19 protein-coding genes are annotated in these 23,503 nt (G+C 49.1%); 4 read left to right on the top strand and 15 right to left on the bottom strand.

Annotation, left to right across the window (positions count from 1 at the left end; genetic code table 11):
* Positions 1–406 precede the first annotated feature (406 nt).
* The 4 genes from QWY82_RS09750 (at position 407) to moaA (ending at position 6,434) form a co-directional block, all read left to right on the top strand.
* Positions 407–2,656 (top strand): molybdopterin oxidoreductase family protein, encoded by a 2,250-nt coding sequence (locus tag QWY82_RS09750; RefSeq protein WP_290261724.1) that lies wholly within the window; start codon positions 407–409, stop codon positions 2,654–2,656.
* 57 nt (positions 2,657–2,713) lie between these two features.
* Complete coding sequence (locus tag QWY82_RS09745) at positions 2,714–4,723, top strand: DmsC/YnfH family molybdoenzyme membrane anchor subunit (protein ID WP_290261722.1); 2,010 nt, start codon at positions 2,714–2,716, stop codon at positions 4,721–4,723.
* Between the two features lie 189 nt (positions 4,724–4,912).
* Positions 4,913–5,305, top strand: coding sequence for a hypothetical protein (locus QWY82_RS09740; protein ID WP_290261720.1), 393 nt, complete (start codon positions 4,913–4,915; stop codon positions 5,303–5,305).
* Positions 5,306–5,453: 148 nt separating this feature from the next.
* Entirely contained in the window at positions 5,454–6,434 is a 981-nt protein-coding gene (gene moaA, locus QWY82_RS09735; protein WP_290261718.1) for a GTP 3',8-cyclase MoaA, read from the top strand.
* A 20-nt stretch (positions 6,435–6,454) separates the two neighbouring features.
* Here the strand turns inward: moaA and QWY82_RS09730 are convergent, their stop codons facing one another.
* The 15 genes from QWY82_RS09730 to QWY82_RS09660 all read right to left on the bottom strand — a co-directional run bounded on the left by QWY82_RS09730 (position 6,455) and on the right by QWY82_RS09660 (position 23,499).
* Positions 6,455–7,588 (bottom strand): c-type cytochrome, encoded by a 1,134-nt coding sequence (locus QWY82_RS09730; protein WP_290261716.1) that lies wholly within the window; start codon positions 7,586–7,588, stop codon positions 6,455–6,457.
* 180 nt (positions 7,589–7,768) lie between these two features.
* Positions 7,769–8,416: a carbonate dehydratase gene (gene can, locus QWY82_RS09725; RefSeq protein ID WP_290261714.1), complete on the bottom strand. Its 648-nt coding sequence runs from the start codon at positions 8,414–8,416 to the stop codon at positions 7,769–7,771.
* A 267-nt stretch (positions 8,417–8,683) separates the two neighbouring features.
* The gene (locus QWY82_RS09720; protein WP_290261713.1) at positions 8,684–9,445 is read right to left on the bottom strand and encodes a peptidylprolyl isomerase; all 762 of its coding nucleotides are present in this window, start codon (positions 9,443–9,445) and stop codon (positions 8,684–8,686) included.
* A gap of 411 nt (positions 9,446–9,856) precedes the next feature.
* Complete coding sequence (locus QWY82_RS09715; protein WP_290261712.1) at positions 9,857–10,357, bottom strand: hypothetical protein; 501 nt, start codon at positions 10,355–10,357, stop codon at positions 9,857–9,859.
* A gap of 76 nt (positions 10,358–10,433) precedes the next feature.
* Positions 10,434–10,823 carry an ankyrin repeat domain-containing protein gene (locus QWY82_RS09710; protein WP_290261711.1) on the bottom strand — a complete coding sequence of 130 codons (390 nt, stop codon included), beginning with the start codon at positions 10,821–10,823 and terminating at the stop codon, positions 10,434–10,436.
* 67 nt (positions 10,824–10,890) lie between these two features.
* Positions 10,891–12,096 (bottom strand): lysozyme inhibitor LprI family protein, encoded by a 1,206-nt coding sequence (locus tag QWY82_RS09705; RefSeq protein ID WP_290261710.1) that lies wholly within the window; start codon positions 12,094–12,096, stop codon positions 10,891–10,893.
* Positions 12,097–12,206: 110 nt separating this feature from the next.
* Positions 12,207–13,232, bottom strand: a complete 1,026-nt coding sequence (locus QWY82_RS09700; RefSeq protein WP_290261709.1) for a hypothetical protein — start codon at positions 13,230–13,232, stop codon at positions 12,207–12,209.
* 76 nt (positions 13,233–13,308) lie between these two features.
* A complete protein-coding gene (locus tag QWY82_RS09695) occupies positions 13,309–13,791 on the bottom strand; it encodes a YegJ family protein (RefSeq protein ID WP_290261708.1) in 483 nt (160 codons plus the stop codon).
* A 90-nt stretch (positions 13,792–13,881) separates the two neighbouring features.
* Entirely contained in the window at positions 13,882–14,568 is a 687-nt protein-coding gene (locus QWY82_RS09690) for an FRG domain-containing protein (protein ID WP_290261707.1), read from the bottom strand.
* Between the two features lie 95 nt (positions 14,569–14,663).
* Positions 14,664–15,107: a hypothetical protein gene (locus tag QWY82_RS09685; protein WP_290261706.1), complete on the bottom strand. Its 444-nt coding sequence runs from the start codon at positions 15,105–15,107 to the stop codon at positions 14,664–14,666.
* On the bottom strand, positions 15,091–15,564 hold the full coding sequence (locus tag QWY82_RS09680; RefSeq protein ID WP_290261705.1) for a hypothetical protein: 474 nt from the start codon (positions 15,562–15,564) through the stop codon (positions 15,091–15,093). Before QWY82_RS09680 ends, QWY82_RS09685 begins: the two co-directional genes overlap by 17 nt.
* Before the next feature lie 1,213 nt (positions 15,565–16,777).
* Positions 16,778–17,452: a respiratory nitrate reductase subunit gamma gene (narI, locus tag QWY82_RS09675; RefSeq protein WP_290261704.1), complete on the bottom strand. Its 675-nt coding sequence runs from the start codon at positions 17,450–17,452 to the stop codon at positions 16,778–16,780.
* Positions 17,452–18,195 (bottom strand): nitrate reductase molybdenum cofactor assembly chaperone, encoded by a 744-nt coding sequence (gene narJ / locus QWY82_RS09670; RefSeq protein ID WP_290261703.1) that lies wholly within the window; start codon positions 18,193–18,195, stop codon positions 17,452–17,454. Before narJ ends, narI begins: the two co-directional genes overlap by 1 nt.
* Positions 18,195–19,736, bottom strand: a complete 1,542-nt coding sequence (gene narH, locus QWY82_RS09665) for a nitrate reductase subunit beta (protein ID WP_290261702.1) — start codon at positions 19,734–19,736, stop codon at positions 18,195–18,197. Before narH ends, narJ begins: the two co-directional genes overlap by 1 nt.
* Positions 19,737–19,740: 4 nt before the next feature.
* Positions 19,741–23,499, bottom strand: a complete 3,759-nt coding sequence (locus tag QWY82_RS09660) for a nitrate reductase subunit alpha (protein WP_290261701.1) — start codon at positions 23,497–23,499, stop codon at positions 19,741–19,743.
* Positions 23,500–23,503: the final 4 nt, after the last annotated feature.

The following is a 23,503-nucleotide window of genomic DNA, read 5'->3' as shown; positions in this document are numbered from 1 at the left end:
ATTTTCTTCACGCCTATATAGAAACAAGAGTGCAATTCGTTAAAAACCTAACGCGACGCACCAACAAAGCCACCTACTCACCGCCCTCGTCGCACCCATAACGTGCAGCGCGCACAACAAAGAGGCGAACGCAAACTCGAAGCCGCACCAATAAAAGGCTAATCGCACACAATTGGTGCCGCAAGTCCTCGCCGAAAGCACCTCCGCGACGGCCTACAAGGTAAAAATGCACAGTTTTTCAGCGTCTACAGGGGCATAGCACGAAATATGGCGCAGTAAACCCACCTAAATCACCCAGATTCACAAAACTTTCGCCCCCTAGCCAAGTTGGTTCACTAATTGCTTTATGCCTATGAGTTCGAATTTTCTACTCCTTAATGAGTAGCACCAACCTCTAGGAAGCAGCATGATATTCGGTCGTAAAAAGCGTAAGCCTATTAGCATCCCCGCCAAGCCTGTTAAAGAGTGGAAGTACGCCACCTGTAACTATTGCTCCACCGGCTGCTCCATCGAGCTTGGGGTGAGTGCGGAAGGCAAGGTAATCACCAGCCGCGGCCATGCCGGCGCCGATGTCAACCGAGGCAAACTCTGCATAAAGGGCCTGCTCGAACACGACCTGTTTAACTCACCCGGGCGCGGCACAGTACCGCTCATGCGCGAAAAGGCCCATCAGCCCTTCGCGCCCACGACCTGGGACGCGGCACTGGATAAAACCGCGGAAAAAATTAAAGACATTCAAGCCAAATACGGCCGCGATAGCTTCGCCATCGTATCCACCGGGCAATTATTAACGGAAGAATTTTACGCCCTGGGCAAATTGGTGCGCGGCCAAATAGGCACCAATAATTACGACGGCAACACCACCCTGTGCATGGCCTCGGCGGTTTCGGGTTACAAGCGCTCCTTCGGTTCCGACGGCCCACCGGGTTGTTATGAGGATTTCGAACACACCGGCTGCTTGATGGCGTTCGGGTCAAACTTACCGGAACAGCATCCAATTATTTATTGGCGTTTAAAAGAGGCGCGCGAGAAGCGCCACTTCCCGCTCATTGTGGTAGACCCACGGGTCACCATGCTGGCGCAGTTTGCCGATATTCACCTGCCCATTACACCCGGCACCGACACCGTGTTAATCAACGCGATGATGCACGTTATTTTTAAAGAGGGCTTGGCCGACGAAGACTATATTGCCAAGCACACTCAAGGCATCGACGATTTACGCGAACTAGTACAGAGCAAATACGATCCAAAGCAGGCGCAACATATTTGCGGTATCGACGAAGATCGTATCCGCCATGTGGCCCGGGTTTACGCCAACGCTAGCAGCGCCATGAGCATTTGGACCATGGGCATTAATCAATCCACCCACGGCTCAGACGGCGTTGCCAACATCAACAACTTAAATTTAATCACCGGCAATATCGGCAAATTGGGTGGCACGAGTTTATCGATAACCGGCCAGTGCAACGCTATGGGCACGCGCGAGTGGTCGTCCTGTTCTGGCCTGCCCGGCTACCGCTATTTGGAAAAACCCGAAGATCGCCAACACATCGCCGACTTCTGGGGCGTAGATGAATCTTTTTTCCCACCCAAGCGCGGTTTGGCGCAAACGGATATATTCCCGGCGATCGAGTCCGGCCAAATAAAAGGTTTGTGGTTAGTGGCAACCAATCCCATGACCTCCATGCCCAATCAACCGCGCATTCGCAAGGCGATGGAAAAATTGGAGTTCTTAGTGGTGCAAGACATTTATGAGGATGTGGAAACCAATAAACACTCGCATGTGTTTTTACCGGCTGCCGTGTGGGCGGAAAAGGAAGGCTGCCACACCAATACCGAGCGCCGTGTTAACTTAACCCGCAATGTGTTGCCGGCCTATAAAGAGTCAAAGCCCGACTTCTGGATCTTCAAGGAAATGTCCAAGCGCTTTGAAGACCGCAATAAAGTAAATTTCCCCGAAAACGCCGAAGCCGCCTTTAACGAAATGCGCGAGCTGTCTAAAGGCGAAGGCCGCACGCTCGATATTTCTGGTATGACCTGGGATAAAATCGAAGCCGCGCGCGGTATTCAATGGCCCTACACCGAAGCCGACGCAAGCGCCGATGAAGCGCGCTTAGGCAAAGTGATAGCCATCGATAACAAGAGCCGGGTGGAGTTCAAAGGCAACCAGCGCTTGTACACAGACGGCGTTTTTCAAACCCCCTCGGGCCGCGCCAATTTAATTTGCGTTGATTTCGTTAACAACAACGAGTGCCCAGATGACGACTATCCCTTCTGGCTCAACTCGGGCCGCGTGGTAGAGCATTTTCACACCCGCACCCGCACCGGAAAGATCGGCAACTTGAATAAGTTCAGCCCCACGCCCTACATGGAAATGAACCCCGATGCCGCAGCGGAGCTGGGCATCGAACATCAATCTTACGTGCGCTTGGTGAGCCGGCGCGGCGATGCCGTGGTGATGGTGCAGCTCACCCACCGGGTTGGCCGCGACATGTTGTTTATCCCGTTTCATTTTCACGACTGCGTAAACCGCTTGACCCTCGGTTTACTCGACCCCTATTCGCGCCAGCCCGCCTTTAAGCAAAATGCTGTGCGAGTGGAAAAGGTCGACCAAAAAGAGGCCGGTCGCCTGAACCTAGAGCGCCGAACCTTTTAATTGCGCTAAAGAAGACCGCATAAACAGTAAAATCTGAACCCAAGCTTAGGCACAGATATGTTAAAAGATAGCAAACAAAATCAGTTGGAAAAAATAGCCGGCAGCGGCCTTTCGGGCAGCAGTCACACGCCGGTGAAAGGCAGTGAAAGCGCTGGCACAGCGGGCGCAATGATTTGGGAAATTCGCACCGAAGAGCAACCCTACGCCTTTCTATCCGATAAAAAAATTGAAGAGTCAAACCGCTACGGCCAAAAAATCGACCTGATCGATTTAACCGAGCACAAGCTGCCCGTAGGCCGCTCGCTCTACATTAACGAAAACCCGGCGGTGGGCACCAACCCCAACCGCAATAAGCAGCACGGTTTTTACTTTACCGCCGACAACTGCATTGGCTGCCACGCCTGCGAAGCAGCTTGCGCAGAAAAAAATGAAACACCTGCGCATTTTGCCTTTCGCTCGGTAGGCTATGTGGAGGGCGGCAGCTTCCCAGACTACAAGCGCATGAATATTTCCATGGCCTGTAACCATTGCGACAACCCCGTGTGTTTGAAAGGCTGCCCAACGCGCGCCTACACCAAACACGTGGAGTACGGCGCGGTGCTGCAAGATCCAGAAACCTGTTTTGGCTGCGGCTATTGCACTTGGGTTTGTCCCTACAACGCGCCCCAGCTAGACCCGGTTAAGGGCCAAGTGTCTAAGTGCAACATGTGTGTGGATCGTCTTGAAGTCGGTTTGAAACCGGCTTGCGTTTCCGCCTGTGTTGGCAACGCCTTGGATTTCGGTGTTATTGAAAACGTGCCAGACAATCGCGAGCAGGCACTCACCGATATCCCTGGTTTTCCCAACTCCGAAATTACTCACCCCAACGTGCGCTTTCAGCAGATCAATCAGCTACCCGATGAAATGAAGCGCACCGATTCCATGCCGCTGAAATACCACAAAGATGAGAACGGCCGCTACAAGCCCACCATCGATCAGAAAAAAGGTAAATCCAAACATTGGAATTTGGCGCGGTTAAGTTCGCGCGAGAATCCTCTGGTGCTGTTTACCCTGTGCTCACAGGCCTCCATCGGCGCCTTCGCCTTGAGCTTTCTAGGCGCGCAAGCGGGCATTGCAGCATTGGTCAGCTTTCAACAATCGGCGCTCTACGCACCGCTCGCCATACTAAGCTTTTTATTAGTAGGCTTTGGTTTGTTTATGTCCACCATGCACTTGGGCAAGCCACACCGCTTCTATCGCGGCTTTAATAATTTGCGCCATTCACCTGTGTGCCGCGAAGGTTTAGGTATCGCTTTATTTATGGCTGGCTTAGGTTTGCATATTCTATTCAGCCTGCCCGGCAATCGTATTTTCCAAAACCTTTACACTTGGCTCTTGGGTTCAGATATCAGTGCGCTCATTGGCCCGGCAACCGCACAAAGTTGGGCCGCGGCGTTCGGTTATTTTGCCATCCCGGCAAGCCTCGCGGGTTTGTACTACATGAACCGCTGTTATCGCATCGAAGCGCGCCCCTTCTGGAACCACTGGCAGGTGGGTAGCGCGTTTTTTGGCAACATGCTGTCCTTAGGCGGTTTAGTGGCGGGCGCAGTTATCGTTCCGACTTTGGCATTTTCTGGCGTCGATTTTAGCGTGGCGTTATTAGTGTGTGGCGGCTTGATGGCGCTGGGGTTATTAGTTGAGGCCATCGGCCACCTCGCCCACAGCAAAGCCATGGCAAGCGCCGAGCACGAAGGCGGTGCGTCTTACTACATTCAGTCCACCACCTTTGGTAAAACCTTTTTAGCCCGCAACTTACTGCTGGCGGCTAATCTGTGTTTGGTCACCGGCTTGTTAATCGCCTTAGCGGTCTGGAACCTAGACAATCTGTATGCACTGCTCGCCTGGTGTTTCGCCGGAGGCTTATTGATTGCCACCTCGATAGTGGGGCGCGCATTATTTTATGTGTTGGTGATACCCACCACTATGCCCGGTGCCTTCTTCTGGAAAAACAAAGGCTTCGAAGAACACGCGCGCGATATAGGCCTGGCCAATATGCCGCAGGTGGGTGTGGCGCCTTTAAACCATTGATAGTTACAAGCCGCAAGCCGCAAGCCGCAAGCCGCAGAGAAGTATTGCTTTTAGCTTGTAGGGGGCCGAAGTGTCGGACCAGTCCCCCCGCCTTGTTGCTTGTTGCTTATTGCTTGAAGCTTGAAGCTTGAAGCTTGAAGCTTGAAGCTTGAAGCTTGAAGCTTAATAATTACGGCAGAATTATTTACCATGAAGCTATCCGATTTAATTAACAAAACTTGCCTCATCGGTCTTTCTTACTTCGAAACCGACGGCACGCTGCTTAAGCAGTCGCAGTGTTGCGGGCGGGTGATTAAGGTGGACGATGAGCTGGGTATAACGGTGCAACTGCAGCACACAGACCCAAAGGTACAGCAGGCCGACTTTATCCTGCCGCCAAACTTGGCGGCTTGGTTTAAGGCGCCGGCCGGTCGCTTTAGCCACGCGCCCAGTGGCGTCGATATCGAAAACCCCGATTATCTAGTCACTTGGGATATCCACCGCACCCAAGAAACCCGCACCGATGGCCAGCACGAATGGTGGGATTGGGTACCCAATGTACAGGCGCCGAGTGTGGGCCAAGGCCCTGGCAAACCGCACTAACGCAAACCATCTTGCACGCCAAGCCGCTAACACCAGGCCAGAGGCCGAGGCGGCGTCAAAGGGCGAATTAGCCCTGTATTTGCGCTAGAATAACCGAGCACTCTCGATAGTTAACCTAAACCCCAGCCCTAGGTAATAGACGCAATAGATGCTCATTGATGCGTTCGACAGAAAAATCGACTATATCCGCCTGTCAGTGACCGACCGCTGTGATTTTCGCTGTGTCTATTGCATGAGCGAAGACATGACCTTCATGCCCAGGGCGCAAGTACTCACCTTGGAGGAACTCACCGAGATAGGCACCGCATTTGTCGAGCTGGGGGTTAGCAAGATTCGCGTGACCGGCGGCGAGCCGCTGGTGCGCAAAGGCGTAACGCAAGTTTTCAAACAATTAGGCAAACTACCGTTAAAAGAACTCACCCTCACCACCAACGGCTCACAACTACCTAAATACGCGGCCGAACTTAAAGCCGCCGGTGTTAAGCGCATCAACATTAGCCTAGACACCTTGAACCCAGCCAAGTTTCGCGAGCTCACCCGCACCGGTGAACTGCAACAAGTACTGGACGGCATAAAAGCGGCGCAAGACGTGGGCTTTGAGCGGATAAAACTCAATGCGGTTATCTTGAAAAATCGCAATGCAGTGGAAGTGCCAGAGCTAGTGCAGTTTGTATTAGATAATCACTTAGACATCAGTTTTATTGAAGAAATGCCGCTCGGTAGTATTGTCGAACACAGCCGTGCCTTAGAGTTTTGTTCGAGCGCAGACTTGCGCGACATCATCGGCCCGAAATTTAAGCTAGAGCCATTGCAAGCGCAAACCGCCGGCCCCTCGCGTTATTGGCAGGTGCCAGGCTACCACTCGCGCATCGGGTTTATCTCACCCCACTCAGAAAACTTTTGTGCCAGTTGCAATCGCGTGCGCGTAAGCGCGGAAGGAAAATTGCTGCTCTGCCTGGGCAACGAGCACGCGGCAGATTTAAAAGCCATACTGCGCGCCCACCCGGGTGATCGCGAGCGCCTTAAGGCCACCATCGTTCAAGCCATTACGATCAAGCCTGAACGCCACCACTTCGACCTCAACAGCGAACCGCAGATTGTTCGCTTTATGAGTAGCACCGGCGGCTAGTGCTCAAAGAAAACCCAGTACTAGTTTGAGCTGCCATCATCGGGCGTTGCAATCGCCCGGCGCGCCACCGGATAGCCTTCATGCATCCAGCCAAAAATACCTTCGTACAACACCGCCGTATGGTTAAAGCCTAAATCTTTAAGTTGATCAATCACATAATCGGCCGCGGCTCTTGGGCAGGAACAATAGGCCACAATCAGCACATCGCGCGGGATATCTTTCGCAATGGTTTTAAAATCTGAATAATAAGGCGCCGGGAAAGAGCCCTCGATATGCGCGGTTTGCCACACCGAGGTGACGCGCGTATCCAATAAGACCATTTTCTTCTTTGCCACCAAAGCGGCATATAAATCTGCCGACGACACATAGCGCCCTTGCGCCAATGCAAAGTCTGGCTGCTCGCCCTGTGGGTTAACCACATATTGATCGGGCGTTGGTAAGGCTTGCAACACTGGTTTGATATCTTGCCAGCCGCTAGCGCGACTGCGTAAAAATGCCGTCACATTGTCGATATCGGGCTCAGTTAATCGGCCGGAGAAAGCAGGCATTGGCGTATCTTGCCGCCCCTGCTGTATGGCGTAGCGGATAAATTCATCGCTATTGTGGGCCAGGGCAGACGCATTACCCAACGCCGGCGCGGTGATGCCCTCGCCCGCCTTACCGTGACACACGGCGCAATCGCGCTGGTATATTTTTTCACCTCTTTGTATGTCGCCCAACACCGGCTGCGTGCTCATCGCCACGCGCTCAACCCCAGATTGCTCAAACAGCCAATAGGTAAGGTCCCAGGTTTCATCCAGCGTGAGTGGGCCACCCACTTCATCGAGATAGCCGCCCATTGCAGTGCCTTGGCGACCATAGGATAGCGGCCGCAAAATTGCGTGCGGCACACCAGACTCAAATAAACTGCGGCTGCGCAACGATGGCGCGTGATCATTGACATGGCCCTGCCGGTTTTCGCCGTGGCACAGCACACAATATTTTTGGTAGTTGGCGGCAGCGCGCTCACTTTGTTCGGCAGTTAGCGTGCGAATGGGCGGTAAACCTTTATCGTCTTGTTCCGTCGCGAGCGTTGGCAAGGACAGCAAAATACCGCTCAAACCAACCAGAATCATAAGTTTATGCAGTCTAGATAGTGGTAATGGGCACGCCATTTTCGCTCTTCCTTGCTAACAATTTATGCCGCAATATAGAACAGATGAGATGAATACACCACCGTCATGCCCAAGCACCAATAGGCAGATGATACTCGCTAGATGATGTTCGCCAGTTTGAAACGCCCGGCGCCGTCAATCCTCTAGTGTGTGGCCTAAGACCTTAAGACACGGGTTAACTTAACCTTTCGGCGCCATACGGTAGATATCGTCTACGCCATCTGGCGCACTCGCAGTCACGGCTAAGTCTTTAATAAGGCCGTCATTCAAGCCGTAAATCCAACCGCGAATAGAGAGCTTTCGGCCGTTGCGCCAAGCGCGCTGTACCACCTTCGTTTTGGATAGATTTTCCACCTGCGCCATCACATTCAGTTCGCACAAGCGATTCACTTCGTCGTCGGTAGAACTTAAAGCCTGCAACTCAATTTTATGACGGCAGTAAATATCTTTAATATGCCTAAGCCAATTATCCACAATACCCAATTCTTCGTGCGCCAACGCTGCGCGCACACCGCCACAGCCGTAATGACCGCAAACAATGATATTTTCTACCTTCAAAATATCCAAGGCGAATTGCACCACGGATAAGCCATTGAAATCCGTGTGAATAACTTGATTGGCGATATTGCGATGCACAAATAACTCGCCCGGCTCCATACCGACAATGTCGTTAGCAGGCACACGCGCGTCGGAGCAGCCTATCCATAAATAATTCGGCGTTTGCTGCGCCGCCAATCGCGAGAAAAACGTCGGGTCTTTTTCCTGATAAGCCGCTGCCCAGCTTTTATTGCGTTCCAACAACTCGCTCGGACTACACTTTTCGCACATGTTTGAGACTCGGTAGAAAAAATGACGACAGCTGCAAGCTGGATGGCCGGACCCTGCAAGCTGCAAGGCGGGGGCCGCCCCCTGCAAGCTGCAAGCTGCAAGCTGCAAGCTGCAAGCTGCAAGCTGCAAGCTGCAAGCTGCAAGCTGCAAGCTGATTTTTTTGGGCGCAGCTTTTCCTGTCAACTAAAAACTGTTGCCACTAGAAGCCGGCCTGTAGCCTGTAGCCTGTAGCCTGTAGCCTGTAGCCTGTAGCCTGTAGCCTAAAAATCATTGCATCAACGGCGAATCGCTCACTGAAAAATCAAAACCCTCAATTTTCGCTTGCGAAATTAACGTTTCAACATACTGGGCGATGGATTTACGCCTTACTTTTTCATTGAGGTAATCGGCAATGCGTTGCTCTACTGCGTTGAAGGGTAATTGCCGGCCTTCTACGCGGTGTTCAACCAAAACCAAATGTAAACCGTACCGGCTTTCAATGGGTCGCTTGGCAAGACCTAAACTTAAGTTAAACAATTGACGCTCGAACTCGGGCACGGTTTGGCCTTTAGTCAACTGCCCTAGGTTACCGCCAAGTTTTGCCGAAGGGCAGCCGGAAAACTCCGCCGCCAAAGCGTCAAACTGCCCAATATCGGCGTTCAATTTCGCCAGCAGCACAATAGCCTGATCTGCAGCCTTGATGCGAGCATCGTCATCCTCTGGATCTGCCGCCAAAAGAATATGGCGCACCGCCAGCAAAGGCGTGCTCTGAAATTTCTCGAGGTTGGCCTCGTAGTAGCGGCGACAATCTTCCTCGCTGGCCAGCGGCATGGGGACGTCTGCGTCTAGTAGCTGCTCCAGCGCCTGAGCTTCGCTCGCGTCATCTTTTATAACGATACCAAGCTCCGCAGCGCGGGCTTTTACCAGCTCGGCAATAATCAACGCCTCGCTAGCCTTAATCATGGCATCGCGCTGACTTTCGGCCTTGTGGTACTGCATCTCCGCCAAAATGGCGGGCTCTGTAATCTCCACGTTATTCACAATAATCATCAACTTTCTCCTAAACAGACCGGCCTAAGCCCTTGGGCTGGTGCAATTCGAGCATCTATGACAAAACCAACGCCAATTACGCGAAGCTTGAGTCGATAAGGCATTGTAAAGCTGGCCTTATTACAAGGTTTTGAGTTAGATCAACTAAGGTGGGGGTTGGGGTTAAAAGCCTGCGTGGGAGCGGCCATTATCAGACCGGCTTACAATCTAGCTCGTGCAGGCGTTTTGGCTGAAAATGCGATCCTGAGCATCCTTCATCCACAATGACAGGGGTCATACAGACTATCACCGGTAAAGACAGGGGCTTGCTTTAGTTAGGCGCTGAACCCTTGTATTCACGATGGCGCGAGATAATCGGGGTTGTCTCACAGTTGATTTTTGAACTAATCACACCACAGTCATTTGATACTTTCATGGCTGCACCGGAATAATATATAAACTGACCGCTGCTACGCCGACACTGACAGCATTGGCTAACAGAAACCAAAGGAACATTTTGCTTTTGAACAAAAAGTTTAACCTAAAAGTTTTTTTATAAACCAAGCCTTCCAAAGCAACGTTAACAGCACAGGCGATAATAAATGTTGCGCACCAGGTTATTGGATTAAAAGTACCGATGTTAAGGACATGATAAAACAACAGACCGGGGAACACTTCCCAAGCTATACCAGCCAATGGAATAAGTAGTATTCCGAGAAGGGCTGAGGCTGCATTGGCGGTAATTGTTACGAAAATTGCTTTTTTAGGTGTGACTTGGAACAGTTTACGGACAAACAAATACTCTACAACTAGGCCTACAGAAATTGCCCACCACGAAAATAGCCGAGTTTCTAGGTACAGCGCCGGCCATACAGCATTCGCATGTGCCACAACCGGGAAAAACAACAACATCCATATTGCAATTCTACGCACTAACTCCCCCCTGAACGCCCGCAACAAACACGAGTGTAGCGTGTAGAGGGCGATAGACTGTTCTGTTTGTTACCCACTATATTGGCTCCTTGACCGCCGTATCTTTTACATGCTGTTTTAACAGCTCTGCTATAGGTATTACCTTCCAGTGCACCGCGTAGTCATATGCACGAATTCCATTCATAGACTCTACATCTGGATCTATTCCGTGATTAAGCAAAAGGACAATAATGTCTCGTATCAATTCACCGCGTATGGTTTTTTCAACCATGTATTCATGCAAATAATGTTGCAATAAGCACTCATCTTTAACGTTTGGACTGACGCCAGCTTCAAGTAGAACCTTAATATATTCATAGTCCTTAGAATATATTGCGTTCATGAAATATTGATCTAATGACTCTTTAATGTCTGGATAAGCTTCTGGATACTCCAGCCTATCAATCACTTCAAGTTTCGTGAGCATTATTTATCTCTTGCTGCTTAACGCAGATGACAAAGGCGAGCGTTAGTGAGTTCAGACAGCTGTGCCTTTACTTGTTAGGCGGCCCCATATATTTGACATTTTTTTCAATCGATCTTTTGACATTACAGACATCTTTGGCTTCATCATTGACTAATATGGATATACGATGCTCTCTGGATGTATTAATCTCATAGTAAACTTTCCCACTATACTCAAATATTCTATTATTCATTCCGCCGCAGTTTGGATGCCTAGAGTCCAAATTTACCCCTTGCATTTTTAATAAGGGGGTTTGTCCCTTGTCGTTTTCAAAGGTGCCGCTTTCAATATTAAGCTCATCATAATATAAGAAATCACATCCTCTACCAGCACCGCTCGCATATTCTACTTGGGCTATAAGCTCTTTATTTCCATCGTTATTAATATCCAGATATCCTTGCCTCAGTATTCCTGTTTCATACCTACCTGACTCTCTGACCTGCTCACGAGTTATCACAGGCTTGTCTTTTAGAACGATATACTGCAGCTTATTTTCGCCAGCCAAATTACATATATCAGCACTCGTTTTAGATTCATTTGTAGGACTGAATTTTTCTGACTCTATATTTTCAAATTCACATACCACATAACTATTGTTATCTGGCGTGGCATATCTTATGTGAGAAGGACCTTTCTCTGTACCCTGTAAGTTATAAACGTTACCATTATATTCAAAATAACTAGAGGAGAAGGTCCAATATGTTTTCCATTCAAAGCCAACCGTTTTGAGATAAACTTCATCTCCATTTTGTGTTTTGAAATTCACACAAGGCACATTCATTGTTCCGCCCACGCACGTCTCCGCTACTTCATCTATGCCATCGTTGTTCACATCGAATAGTTCGTTATTGATAGGGTTTATTTTAGCGCTCCCGGAACAAACGGCTTCTAGATCAGATAAAGATGGCAAAATGTTTTTGGAAAATACAGCTAATGTATTAAGCCTATTTTCATAGGCGTAAATTAGGCAACTATCCGCTCTTGAGCTATTTTTACACAATTCATTTCTTTCCCTTATCCATTTTCTTTGCTCTCTTAAAAGTATTTGAAATTCACTTTTTTCAAGCTTGTTCTTTAACTTAGAAAAAGATTCAGAATGATCGTCATCAAGCTTGCTTAATTTATTGTTTAAGCATATTGACTTCTCGATTTTTGTTGTAGCCCTAGAGCAATCAAAACTTGCTCCATAAGAATTTATTGAAAATTCAGATATTAATATTAGTAAGTACATCATATGCCTTTTTGCCTAGCGCCGCCATAAATTGCGGCTTTGTAGTTGGTTGTTTTGTGGTAGCGTAATACCACAAAACAAACGACGGAAAAGCCATCAATTTGATGACCTTGCTATGCATTGCTTACCGTAACCAGCCTTACTTCTGTTTGCACTCCGAGGTACTCATACACCGCCCGTACCTTTTTTACAAAGCTCTCATCTCTTGATAGTAATAAATTACAGAATGAGGCCATTGATGCGTGGCTATTGTCGCTCATAGCGGCAATAAATCGCTTTTCCTTATGTACTTTGGAGTCGGGGAAGTAGCCAAGAGTATTAAGCATGTTATACATACCGGTCACCTTTTGGTGTAGATGGTAAGGTCTGTCAGGGTAGATAGGGTTTATGCGGGTCTGGAAAAAATCTTCTAAGCTATTGATGTGATCGTTTTTTGGAAGCTTAACTTTAAAAGCATTCCATATTTTTTCGATCACTTTCGGAGGCTCTATATTATTTAGTTCTTTTGGACCTATACCCACTGACTCTCTGTAGGACTTTATTCCATTCCACTCCTTTGTATCTGGAATGTCTCTTGACATGGTATTTTCAAGCTCATGAAGCGTAGATTCATATTGCTCCTTCATTAATTCGGAATACTCTTTAATCTGCGTCCTCATTTCAACAGGAAGTTCATCAGCGTTTTCGAGCATACCATCCATAAGCTGTGTAAAAGCAGCCAATTGTTCCTCATGAATATCAGAAATGCTATCACCCGATCTTCCGCCAGAGAACTTGAACAGCCACTGGCTCATTGAATTCTCAATGTTTCCATATTCATTATCATTGCTACAGTGTTCTTCGAACGCTTCAAATACGTCTCTACTAGTGATGGTCGCTTTGTCAGTGACGATGAATCCAGGTTGCTCGACAACGATTTTTAAATGATATGAATCAAGGTCTTTTAGAACATTAAGAAAGTCGATTTCATAGCCGGAAGATCGTCTTATCTCTTTAAGAGTTTCGTCAGAATAAACAATCTGAAACTTGTCCATTAGCTCTCGCCCTAAGCTACCCACGCTATTCTTAACGAAAAGATCGAGGATGTTTTGATCTAAGTATAGTGTCGGCTTTCCTGAATATTGCGGCGTAGAATCCATACACACCTCAGATTGCATAACGCAACAAACGCGAGCGTAGCGAGTCGAGGGCGATAGCCCGTTTTGGTTGCGATTGTTAGGATTTACAATCGAAGCCATGATCATTTTTATATTGTTCAACAACGTTTACTGGCATGGTTTTAAAAAGAACACAAATGGTATAACTACCCACTTGCTTCCCGTTAAAAACGTAACCCCAGTCGGTTATTTGATCTTTTTTGAAAGCGTAGACCTCGCCATACGCCATTGACTGAACAACTCCGGGTTGGTTTACCAACACTCCAGCGTATCCTCCTTCTATTTTCTTGAAAGGGGAAAACCAAAGATGCTCGACACCTGACTCGTCTGAAACCATTACTTTCAATTTAAATTCATCAGCGTCATTTGGTGGGCTCTCAGCAACCTTGAAGAATTCTGATAACTCACTCCTAGCCCTACTTATTGCTTCATTCATCTCGCGATCAGATTCATCGGCATAGCGTATCTGATCACCTATTTTTTCTTCTGAAAATACACTAATCGAAAAAAGGCACAAAATTGTAAATAGTATTTTTTTCATTTCTTATCCTAATGTCGCCATAAAAGGAAACCGTGCGCGAAGCGCGCTTTGGGCTGTCCAGCGACGTAGTGGCGATGGTTGACAGCCTTGTTAGTATTGACGTATTTCATCTTGTAAACAGAAGTGCTTAGACAGCCCATCGAGATCTGGAAATAACGTACGATAATTAATTGATAGACGATCTAGCGTCTTAAGAATTTCTATTTTATGTTCACGTGGAATAATCCACTCATAAAGCGTGTCATGTTGTCCCGGCCCAAAGTATTTGTTTTCAATTTTAAAAGCTTCTTCCTTATGATATGTAAAGCAACCTGACTGAGATTTTAGCCTAGCAGCTACTGCTTTTGGTTGAAATCCTACCGCGTTCTCAATTTCTACTGGGGCCATTTCATCATCAAGATAAATATATTGTGTTGGGAAGTAGGCAATTATCTTGGCATCACTTTCGAAATTATCACTACAAGCGAAAAATGCTGCAATTAATATATTAGAAGTCCAATCCAAGAGTTTTGTAGCGAAGCCATGATGCTGCGCGATAGCCATAGCTTCGATTTCGTTAGAATAATCCATTCCTGAATAGTTATGGGAATGCTTAAGCCACATCTTGAATTTAAAATCAAAACCGTCGCCTTCCAAATATGGTGATCGAAAAGCTTTAGGTTCCAGCCCCCAATCCTTATTTGATTGCCCGCGATAAAACCATCCTCCCACATAATCATCAGAAGGAAGGTCCTCAGCGATTTTCAACAAATAAGAAGCTTGGACAATTTTTATCAAAATCAGATCCCATGATGAATACTAACGCCGCAAGCAGGGGCCGACTGAAAGGAGGTCCCACCCCGAAGGGGCTTGCTGCCTTGCTTTGTTAGCTATTATTCTTCCTCCGGCAGCGGTTTAAGTACTTGAATAACCGGATCTCCAGTTTTTACATAGCTTTCTTCTTCGCTCAAATCTTCCCATGTTTTTTCGGTAGTTTTTAAAGTTTCGTATTTTGTTACATACTTTGGTGGCATCAACGTTCTCGACAACAAACCTATATCAAAGGCAGAGCTTGAACCGCCAACATTAACTTCTTTCTTTTTGTAAGTCATAGCAACAGAGAGTTTCTCATGCGCTTGTGTCACTTTTACCCTGACCTTCGGTCGTTGAATTGAACCTAATATCTCACCTGTATCTGGGTCCTTAATATCTTCACCATTTGGGTCCATTACATCAAAATACATATCTACAGCCACACCGTCCTCAGTGCCCGCTGTTATGACAATTTCTCGCGAATTTAAGATTCGGGCAACCTTTGCTTTAATTGGCTTGCTCATTATTTCTCCCATTAATTCTTGAACGTTCCAATCTAGCCTTTAACTCAGATACTTCCTCGGGAACGATATCATTCCAATCTTCTAAAGCATCATCGGCTGTAGATAGCTGCTCAATAACAATTGCTTCTAGCTTTGCCATAGTTTGAGATTGACTTTCGGGGCTAGAATGACAATTTTCTATAGCAAACCCGACTCTGGAAAGACTTTCATATAGCGAGATAAGCCTGCGAAAAGCTGATCGAGCATGAGGCTTGATTATCTCTTTCGCTGCTTCTTTGGCGGACTGCTTTCCAAACATAAATGAGCCTATCAACCCCAGCCCAAGACCAAAAGCTTGCAAGAGAGTATTCTCCAAGCTCGTTAATGCTCTTTGACTAGATATAAATACTGAAAGAGCAACAAATACGAATGCCGCAATCACCATTATTATTGGCAGTATTCGGTCACCATTTTTCATTCATCATTCTCATAAATTACTCCAATCCTCGAAAAGATGGCTAACAGCCTTATTCAGTGCCTCCGAGGCATATATCCAGAGCGGAGCTATGGTACCAGCTCCAACTCTCCCTTTAATTTCAGGAAGTTATCACAATTTTCAGAATGGGGCGCAAAATAATACGCCCCGGAGGCATATATCCCGCGGCGTTGAAAAAATACTGCTAGAAAGGCTATTCAGGGGTGAAATCTGTGTTTATACAGACTTACGGGACACCATTTGCGCTGAGTAGTAGCAGTCCCTATAAATAGGACACGAAGGACCTTAGGATTTATTCTCAGGGTCAGGAGGTACTGCGTACAGGGAGGGAGCATACGACCGCCATGGATGGCGGAAGTGCAGATTTTGCAGGAGCAAAAATCTGCCTCTGGTCGCTCATTGGCATACCCGAATCGTCGGACCGCTCAAGGGGCACCGAGGTCCATGCCACCGCGACATTAGTGCATACCCTCAGGGGGCACCCAGGTCCTGAACATAAGCACAGCACCGGTCGTTCTTTGGCATACCCTCAAGGGGCACCGAGGTCCATGCCACCGCGACATTAGTGCGTACCCTCATGGGGCACCGAGGTCCCTGCGCGTCACGCCTCCCCTAAAAAGCAAAAAGGCCCGATAAGGACCTTTGGATTTTGCGTTAAGGCAAGGCGGATCAGCGCGCAGTGAGGGAGCGTACGACCGCCATGGATGGCGGAAGTGCAGATTTTGCAGGAGCAAAAATCTGCCTCTCTGGTCACTCATTTGCTTCCCTGCAACCGTGACATACCGTTCATACCCTCAAGGGGCACCGAGGTCCTGAACATAAGCACTGATTCCCGCTCTTAAAAACAAAAAAGGCCCGATAAGGACCTTTGGATTTTGCGTTAGGGCAAGGCGGATCAGCGCGCAGTGAGGGAGTGTACGACCGCCATGGATGGCGGAAGTGCAGATTTTGCAGGAGCAAAAAATCTGCCTCTCTGGTCACTCATTTGCTTCCCTGCAACCGTGACATACCGTTCATCCTGAACATAAGCACTGATCCAACGCCGCCCTAGCGTAAAAGACGAAGGTCCGCGAAGGACCTTTGGATTTTTTCTCAGGGTTAGGAGGTACTGCGCACAGGGAGGGAGCATACACCTAGTATGTGACCGACCGAGCACAGCACCGACGCCGCCCTGAGGAAAAAGACAAGGGTCCTTCTATTTGGCGCGGACTATTTGGTAGTTCCGGGTAAAGTACTTCACCGGCACACTCCAAACATGCACCAACCGCGAGAAGGGAAACAGCACAAACAGTGTCATACCCAAGGTGATATGCATTTTAAAAATCCAGTGCACGTTCACCATTTGCTCCGCCGCATATACCGGATCAAGTATCACGATATTTTGCGCCCAGGCCATCAGCTTTAACATTTCAGCGCCGTCCATGTGACCAGATGACACGAAGATTGACAGTAAACCGAGCACAAGCTGCGCGAACAGCAACAGTAAGATAGTGAGATCCATTGTGGTTGTGGTGGCGCGAACCCGATCATTGGTTAGGCGGCGCTTGATGAGAATAACCATGCCGTAAAGACAGATTAGGCCAAAGAAACCACCTACACCCATGGCAACCATTTGTTTAAAACTGGCCGATACGCCAAGGGCATGCCACACCGCATTGGGCGTCAACAAGCCAACAAAGTGACCACACAAAATGGCGATAATGCCCACGTGAAAAGCGATCGACCCTTTGCGCAACTGCTTACTTTCTAACAGCTGACTGGAGCCGGTTTTCCACGTGTATTGATCGCGATCGTAGCGCGCCAAACTACCGAGCAGGAATATGGCAAACGCGATGTAGGGATAAACACCAAACAAGAAATGATTCATCATTAATTCCTCTCTAAGGCAGATGCCGGTTTTTCAGTTGCATCGTTAAAACCTACCCAATTCAATGGCACATCTAAATCGCGGCGCTGAGATTCGCTGGGGCGTCTTGCGGCGCTGTCGCAACTCTTCTCCAAAGATTCGGCGCCAAAGGTGACCTCCTCTTCTTCCCACTCTTTATCGATAGCGGCTTTAGTGTCGTCGCGCTTTTCTGAGGCAATGCGCTCGCGCACTTCCTTGAGATTGACCTTACTGTGGGCAATATCCAATAAGGCTTCGAATAGCACGGCATAGTCGCTCTCGCGCTTTTCCAAGCGAACTTGTAGCAATGCGAGAATGTGTTCCATGTCGACTATCCAACCCTTGGCGTTGTCATCACCCTGGGTTGCCAAAAACTCTAAAAACAACGGAATGTAATCGGGCAGTTCGTGCTGGCTTATTTCTAAACCGGCTTGACGATAGAGACCTACTAAATCCACCATCGCTTGGCCGCGATCGCGCGACTCGCCGTGTACATGCTCAAACAACCACAAGCCCAATGAACGACCGCGTTCAAACATGCCGTCGTATTCCGCTTGCCAATCTAACAAGTCCATAGCGGTTCTATCTTTTACAAACTGCATCACTTTCTGACGCAGTTTGTCTTGCATCGGCGCGCTTTCAATCAGGCCGAGCACCTCGGCCTGATAGTTACCAATGTCAGCGGTTGGGTAATCCAGCAGTCTTGAGAGAATGCGTAAAATTTCCATTACTCGGCCTCCCAGGTACTTACCGCGATGATGTCGCGATTGGTTTGCTTTTTACCGCCGAAGATATTGACCTCGTTATTGCCATCACTGCAGCCGTTGCCAAAGCTAAAGCCACAGGTCGACTTCATGTCGTAGGCATCTTCTGCATACGCTTTATGGCTGGTTGGAATCACGAAGCGATCTTCGTAGTTGGCAATAGCCATATAGCGATACATGTCTTCCACTTCCGACGCGGACAAGCCAACTTTTTGCAATACCGCCATATCCACTTCGCCTTCCACTTGCTGCGAACGCTTGAAGGCGCGCATGGCCAACATGCGCTCTAGGGCATTAAGTACTGGCACTTCATCGCCTGCGGTTAACAAGTTAGCCAAGTAGCGAACCGGAATGCGCAGCGATTTCAAATCGGGAATCACGCCATCCATACCGATGTGACCGGCTTCGGCCGCATTTTGAATGGGCGACAAAGGTGGCACATACCAAACCATGGGTAGAGTCCGATACTCGGGGTGTAATGGCAGTGCCACTTTCCAATCCACGGCCATTTTGTACACGGGCGAGTTTTGCGCCGCCTCTAGCCATGCCTCTGGAATACCCTCGGCGCGCGCTGCGGCTTGTACCGCTGGATCATTGGGATCGAGGAACAAATCCAATTGCGCTTGGTACAAATCTTTTTCCAGCTCGACGCTCGCCGCCGCTTCAATTTTATCGGCGTCATAGAGCAACACGCCTAGGTAGCGAATACGGCCTACGCAAGTTTCCGAACAAACGGTGGGCTGGCCGGCTTCGATACGTGGATAGCAGAAAATACATTTTTCAGATTTTCCGGTTTTCCAGTTGTAGTAAATTTTCTTGTACGGGCAACCCGACACACACATGCGCCAACCGCGGCACTTGTCTTGATCGATCAATACAATGCCGTCTTCTTCGCGCTTGTAGATAGCGCCACTTGGGCAGCTGGCCACACAGGCGGGGTTTAAGCAGTGTTCACACAACCGTGGTAAGTACATCATGAAGGTCTTTTCGAATTGACCGTAGATGTCTTTTTGCACCACGTCGTTGAAGTTCACATCGGCTTTACGCTTGGCGAATTCGGTGCCGAGAATTTCTTCCCAGTTCGGGCCCCAATTAATTTTCTCCATGCGCTGGCCAGTGATCAGCGAGCGCGGACGCGCTACGGGTTGATGCTTTGACTCGGGCGCGTTGTGTAGATGCTCGTAGTCAAAATCAAAGGGCTCGTAGTAGTCGTCGATTTCTGGCAAATCTGGGTTGGCAAAAATGTTCGCCAACAAGCGCAGCTTGCCACCTTGTTTAGGCGTGAGCTTGCCATTTTTGTTGCGCACCCAACCGCCGTTCCACTTGTCTTGGTTTTCCCACTCTTTCGGGAAGCCAATACCGGGTTTGGTTTCTACGTTATTGAACCAGGCGTATTCCATACCATCGCGACTGGTCCACACATTTTTACACGTAATGGAGCAAGTATGACAACCAATACACTTGTCTAAATTTAACACCATGCCTATCTGTGCACGTATTTTCATTTGCTTACACTCCACCTGCTTGGGGCTCGTCCAGCCAATCGACCTTGTCCATCTTGCGAACGATCACAAATTCATCTCGATTACAGCCCACGGTACCGTAGTAGTTAAAACCGTAAGACTGCTGCGCATAACCACCAATCATGTGGGTGGGTTTCATCACCGCTCGGGTTACCGAGTTGTGAATACCGCCACGGGTTTTGGTGGTTTCAGCACCGGGCACGTTCACAATGCGCTCTTGTGCGTGGTACATCATGCTCATGCCTTCTGGTACACGCTGCGAAACAACAGCACGGGCACTGATGGCACCGTTGACGTTGAAGATTTCGATCCAGTCGTTGTCGACAATATCGGCCTTCTTCGCATCCACTTCGCTCAGCCACACAATGGGGCCACCGCGCGACAGGGTAAGCATCAACAGGTTATCGGAGTAAGTTGAGTGAATGCCCCACTTCTGGTGTGGTGTAATCCAGTTCAATACCAACTCGTGATTGCCATTCGACTTTTTGCCCAGTAGCGGCTCGATCGTCTTGGTGTTAATGGGCGGCTTGTAGGTGCAATGCTGCTCGCCGAAATCACACATCCACTCGTGATCTTGATAAAACTGCTGGCGGCCGGTGACGGTGCGCCATGGAATTAACTCGTGTACGTTGGTGTAACCGGCGTTATAAGACACGTGCTCATCTTCCAAGCCCGACCAAGTGGGCGAGCTAATAATCTTGCGCGGCTGCGCTTGAATATCGCGGAAGCGAATTTTTTCGTCTTCTTTTGGCTTGGCCAAGTGGGTGTGATCGCGACCGGTAATCGCACCCAGTGCTTGCCATGCTTTCACCGCCACTTGACCGTTGGTTTCTGGTGCCAGCGACAAAATCACTTCGGCGGCATCAATGGCGGATTCAATTTTTGGCCGGCCTTTGTGCGCGCCTTCTTCGGTGTGCACATAGTTCAGCTCACCGAGGAATTTCACTTCGGCGTCGGTATTCCAATTAATACCCTTGCCGCCATTGCCTAATTTTTCTAGCAAGGGGCCAAGCGAGGTAAAGCGCTTGTAGGTATTGGGGTAATCCCTTTCTACCACCACCATGTTAGGTGCGGTTTTGCCGGGAATGAGTTCGCACTCATTTTTCCACCAAGCTTTTACGCCATTAGGCTGGGCTAATTCACCGGGGGTATCGTGTTGCATGGGAATGGTGACAAGATCTTTTTCCACACCTAAGTGACCGTCAGTTAATTCACTGAAGCGCTTGGCGATGCCTTTAAAGATGTCCCAATCGGAACGCGATTCCCACACGGGATCAACAGCTTTAGACAGCGGGTGAATAAACGGATGCATATCCGAGGTATTCATGTCGTCTTTTTCATACCAAGTAGCGGTTGGCAAAACGATATCTGAATACAAGCAAGTGGTAGACATGCGGAAATCCAATGTTACCAACAGGTCGATTTTGCCTTCCGGCGCATCGTCGTGCCAGGTTACGTCTTGTGGTTTCTTCTCGCCCGACTCGCCGAGGTCTTTGCCCATCAAACCATGCTTGGTGCCGAGCAAATGGCGCAACATATATTCGTGGCCCTTGCCGGAAGAACCGAGCAAGTTGGAACGCCAAATAAACATATTGCGCGGGAAGTTCTGCGGATTATCCGGGTCTTCACAGGAAAATTTCAGCTCGCCCTCTTTCAACATTTTTACCGCGTAATCTTTCGGGTCCATACCCATGGCTTCGGCGCGCTTGCACAATTCCAGCGGGTTCATACCCAGCTGCGGTGCCGACGGCAACCAACCCATGCGCTCGGCGCGGGTGTTGAAATCGATGATGGAACCGGTCCACTTTTCTTTGTTAGCCAAGGGCGAAATGACTTCGGCCATGTCTAATTTTTCATAGCGCCATTGGTCGGCGTGATTATAGAAAAATGAAGTGCCGTTCATTTGGCGCGGTGGCCGCTGCCAATCTAGCCCGAAGGCCAAGGGCAACCAGCCGCACTGTGGGCGCAGCTTTTCTTGCCCCACATAGTGCGCCCAACCACCACCAGACTGGCCGATACAACCACACATCATCAACATATTGATGACGCCGCGGTAGTTCATGTCCATGTTGTACCAGTGGTTCATTGCTGCACCGATAATAATCATGGAGCGGCCACGGGTTTTATGCGCGTTATCGGCAAACTCGCGCGCAATTTTGATAATTTGCGCACGCGGTACACCGGTAATTTTTTCCTGCCAGGCTGGTGTGTAGGGAATATTGTCGTCGAAAGTTTTGGCGGAATTCGGGCAGTCATAGCCGTTATCCACGCCGTAGTTGGCCAAGGTTAAATCGTACACAGTGGCCACCAACACTTCGGAACCATCGGCTAAGGTAACCTTTTTAACGGGCACTTTACGCTGCTGAATGGGGTCGTGATCTGTGTGGTCGAAATACTTGTACTCGTGCTCCGCGGAACCGAAGTATGGGAAAGCCACATCCACAACTTGGTCGGCGGTTTCTTTTAACGACAGGGTGAGCTTAACCTCGGCGCCAGACTTGCCGTCTTTCTGCTCGATGTTCCACTTGCCCTTGCCTTCCTTCGCCGAGGGCTCGCCCCAGCGATAGCCGATAGAACCATTAGGCGATACCAGCTCGCCATTGGTTTCATTTAACGCAATGGTTTTCCACTCGGGGTTATTGTCTTGGCCGTGGTTGCCAGCTAAATCTGAAGCACGCAAGAAGGCGCCCTGCTGCAGGCCGTTTTCACAGGCTTCGAGTTTCACTAGGTAAGGGAAATCGGTGGTGGAGCGCACATAGTCTTTAAAATATTCGCTTGGCTTATCCACGTGGAATTCACGCAAAATTACGTGACCCATAGACATGGCAACAGCCGCATCGGTGCCCTGTTTGGCCGGAACCCACTCGTCGGTGAGCTTCGCCACTTCCGAATAATCAGGCGTAATAGCAACCGTTTTCGTGCCCTTGTAGCGTACTTCGGTGAAGAAGTGGGCATCGGGGGTGCGGGTTTGCGGAACGTTAGAACCCCAGGCAATGATGTAACCGGAGTTGTACCAGTCGGCCGATTCCGGCACGTCGGTTTGCTCGCCCCAAATTTGTGGCGAGGCCGGTGGTAGATCGCAATACCAATCGTAGAAAGACAAGCAGTTGCCGCCAATCAAGCTTAAATAACGCGAACCCGCAGCGTAAGACACCATGGACATGGCGGGAATGGGCGAGAAGCCACTGATGCGGTCTGGGCCATATTTTTTCGCCGTGTAAACGTTGGCCGCCGCGATCATTTCATTCACTTCGCGCCAATCAGAGCGCACCAAGCCGCCCATACCGCGCTTGGTTTTGTAGCTCTTGGCCTTCACGGGATCGTTAACGATCGACTCCCACGCTTTAACGGGATCTGAATAGCTAGCGCGGGCATCGCGCCATAATTTCAACAACGCCTTGCGTACCTTGGGGTACTTTAGACGGTTGGCAGAATAGATATACCAAGAGTAGCTGGCGCCCCGTGGGCAGCCGCGTGGCTCGTGGTTGGGTAGGTCTGGGCGGGTACGCGGGTAGTCGGTTTGCTGGGTTTCCCAGGTTACCAAACCATCTTTCACGTAAATCTTCCAGCTACAGGAACCGGTGCAGTTCACGCCATGGGTGGAGCGCACAATCTTATCGTGCTGCCAACGACGACGATAGCCGTCTTCCCAATCGCGATTCTCTTCGGTAGTTACGCCGTGATCGCCGCTAAAAGCCTGCTTCTTCGCCTGGAAAAAACGCAGCTTATCTAAAAATTGACTCATTATT

It is taken from the genome of Simiduia curdlanivorans, assembly GCF_030409605.1.
Lineage (GTDB): Bacteria > Pseudomonadota > Gammaproteobacteria > Pseudomonadales > Cellvibrionaceae > Simiduia > Simiduia curdlanivorans.
Note: the sequence above shows the minus strand (reverse complement) of the source record. Positions and strands in the feature narration are given on the sequence as shown.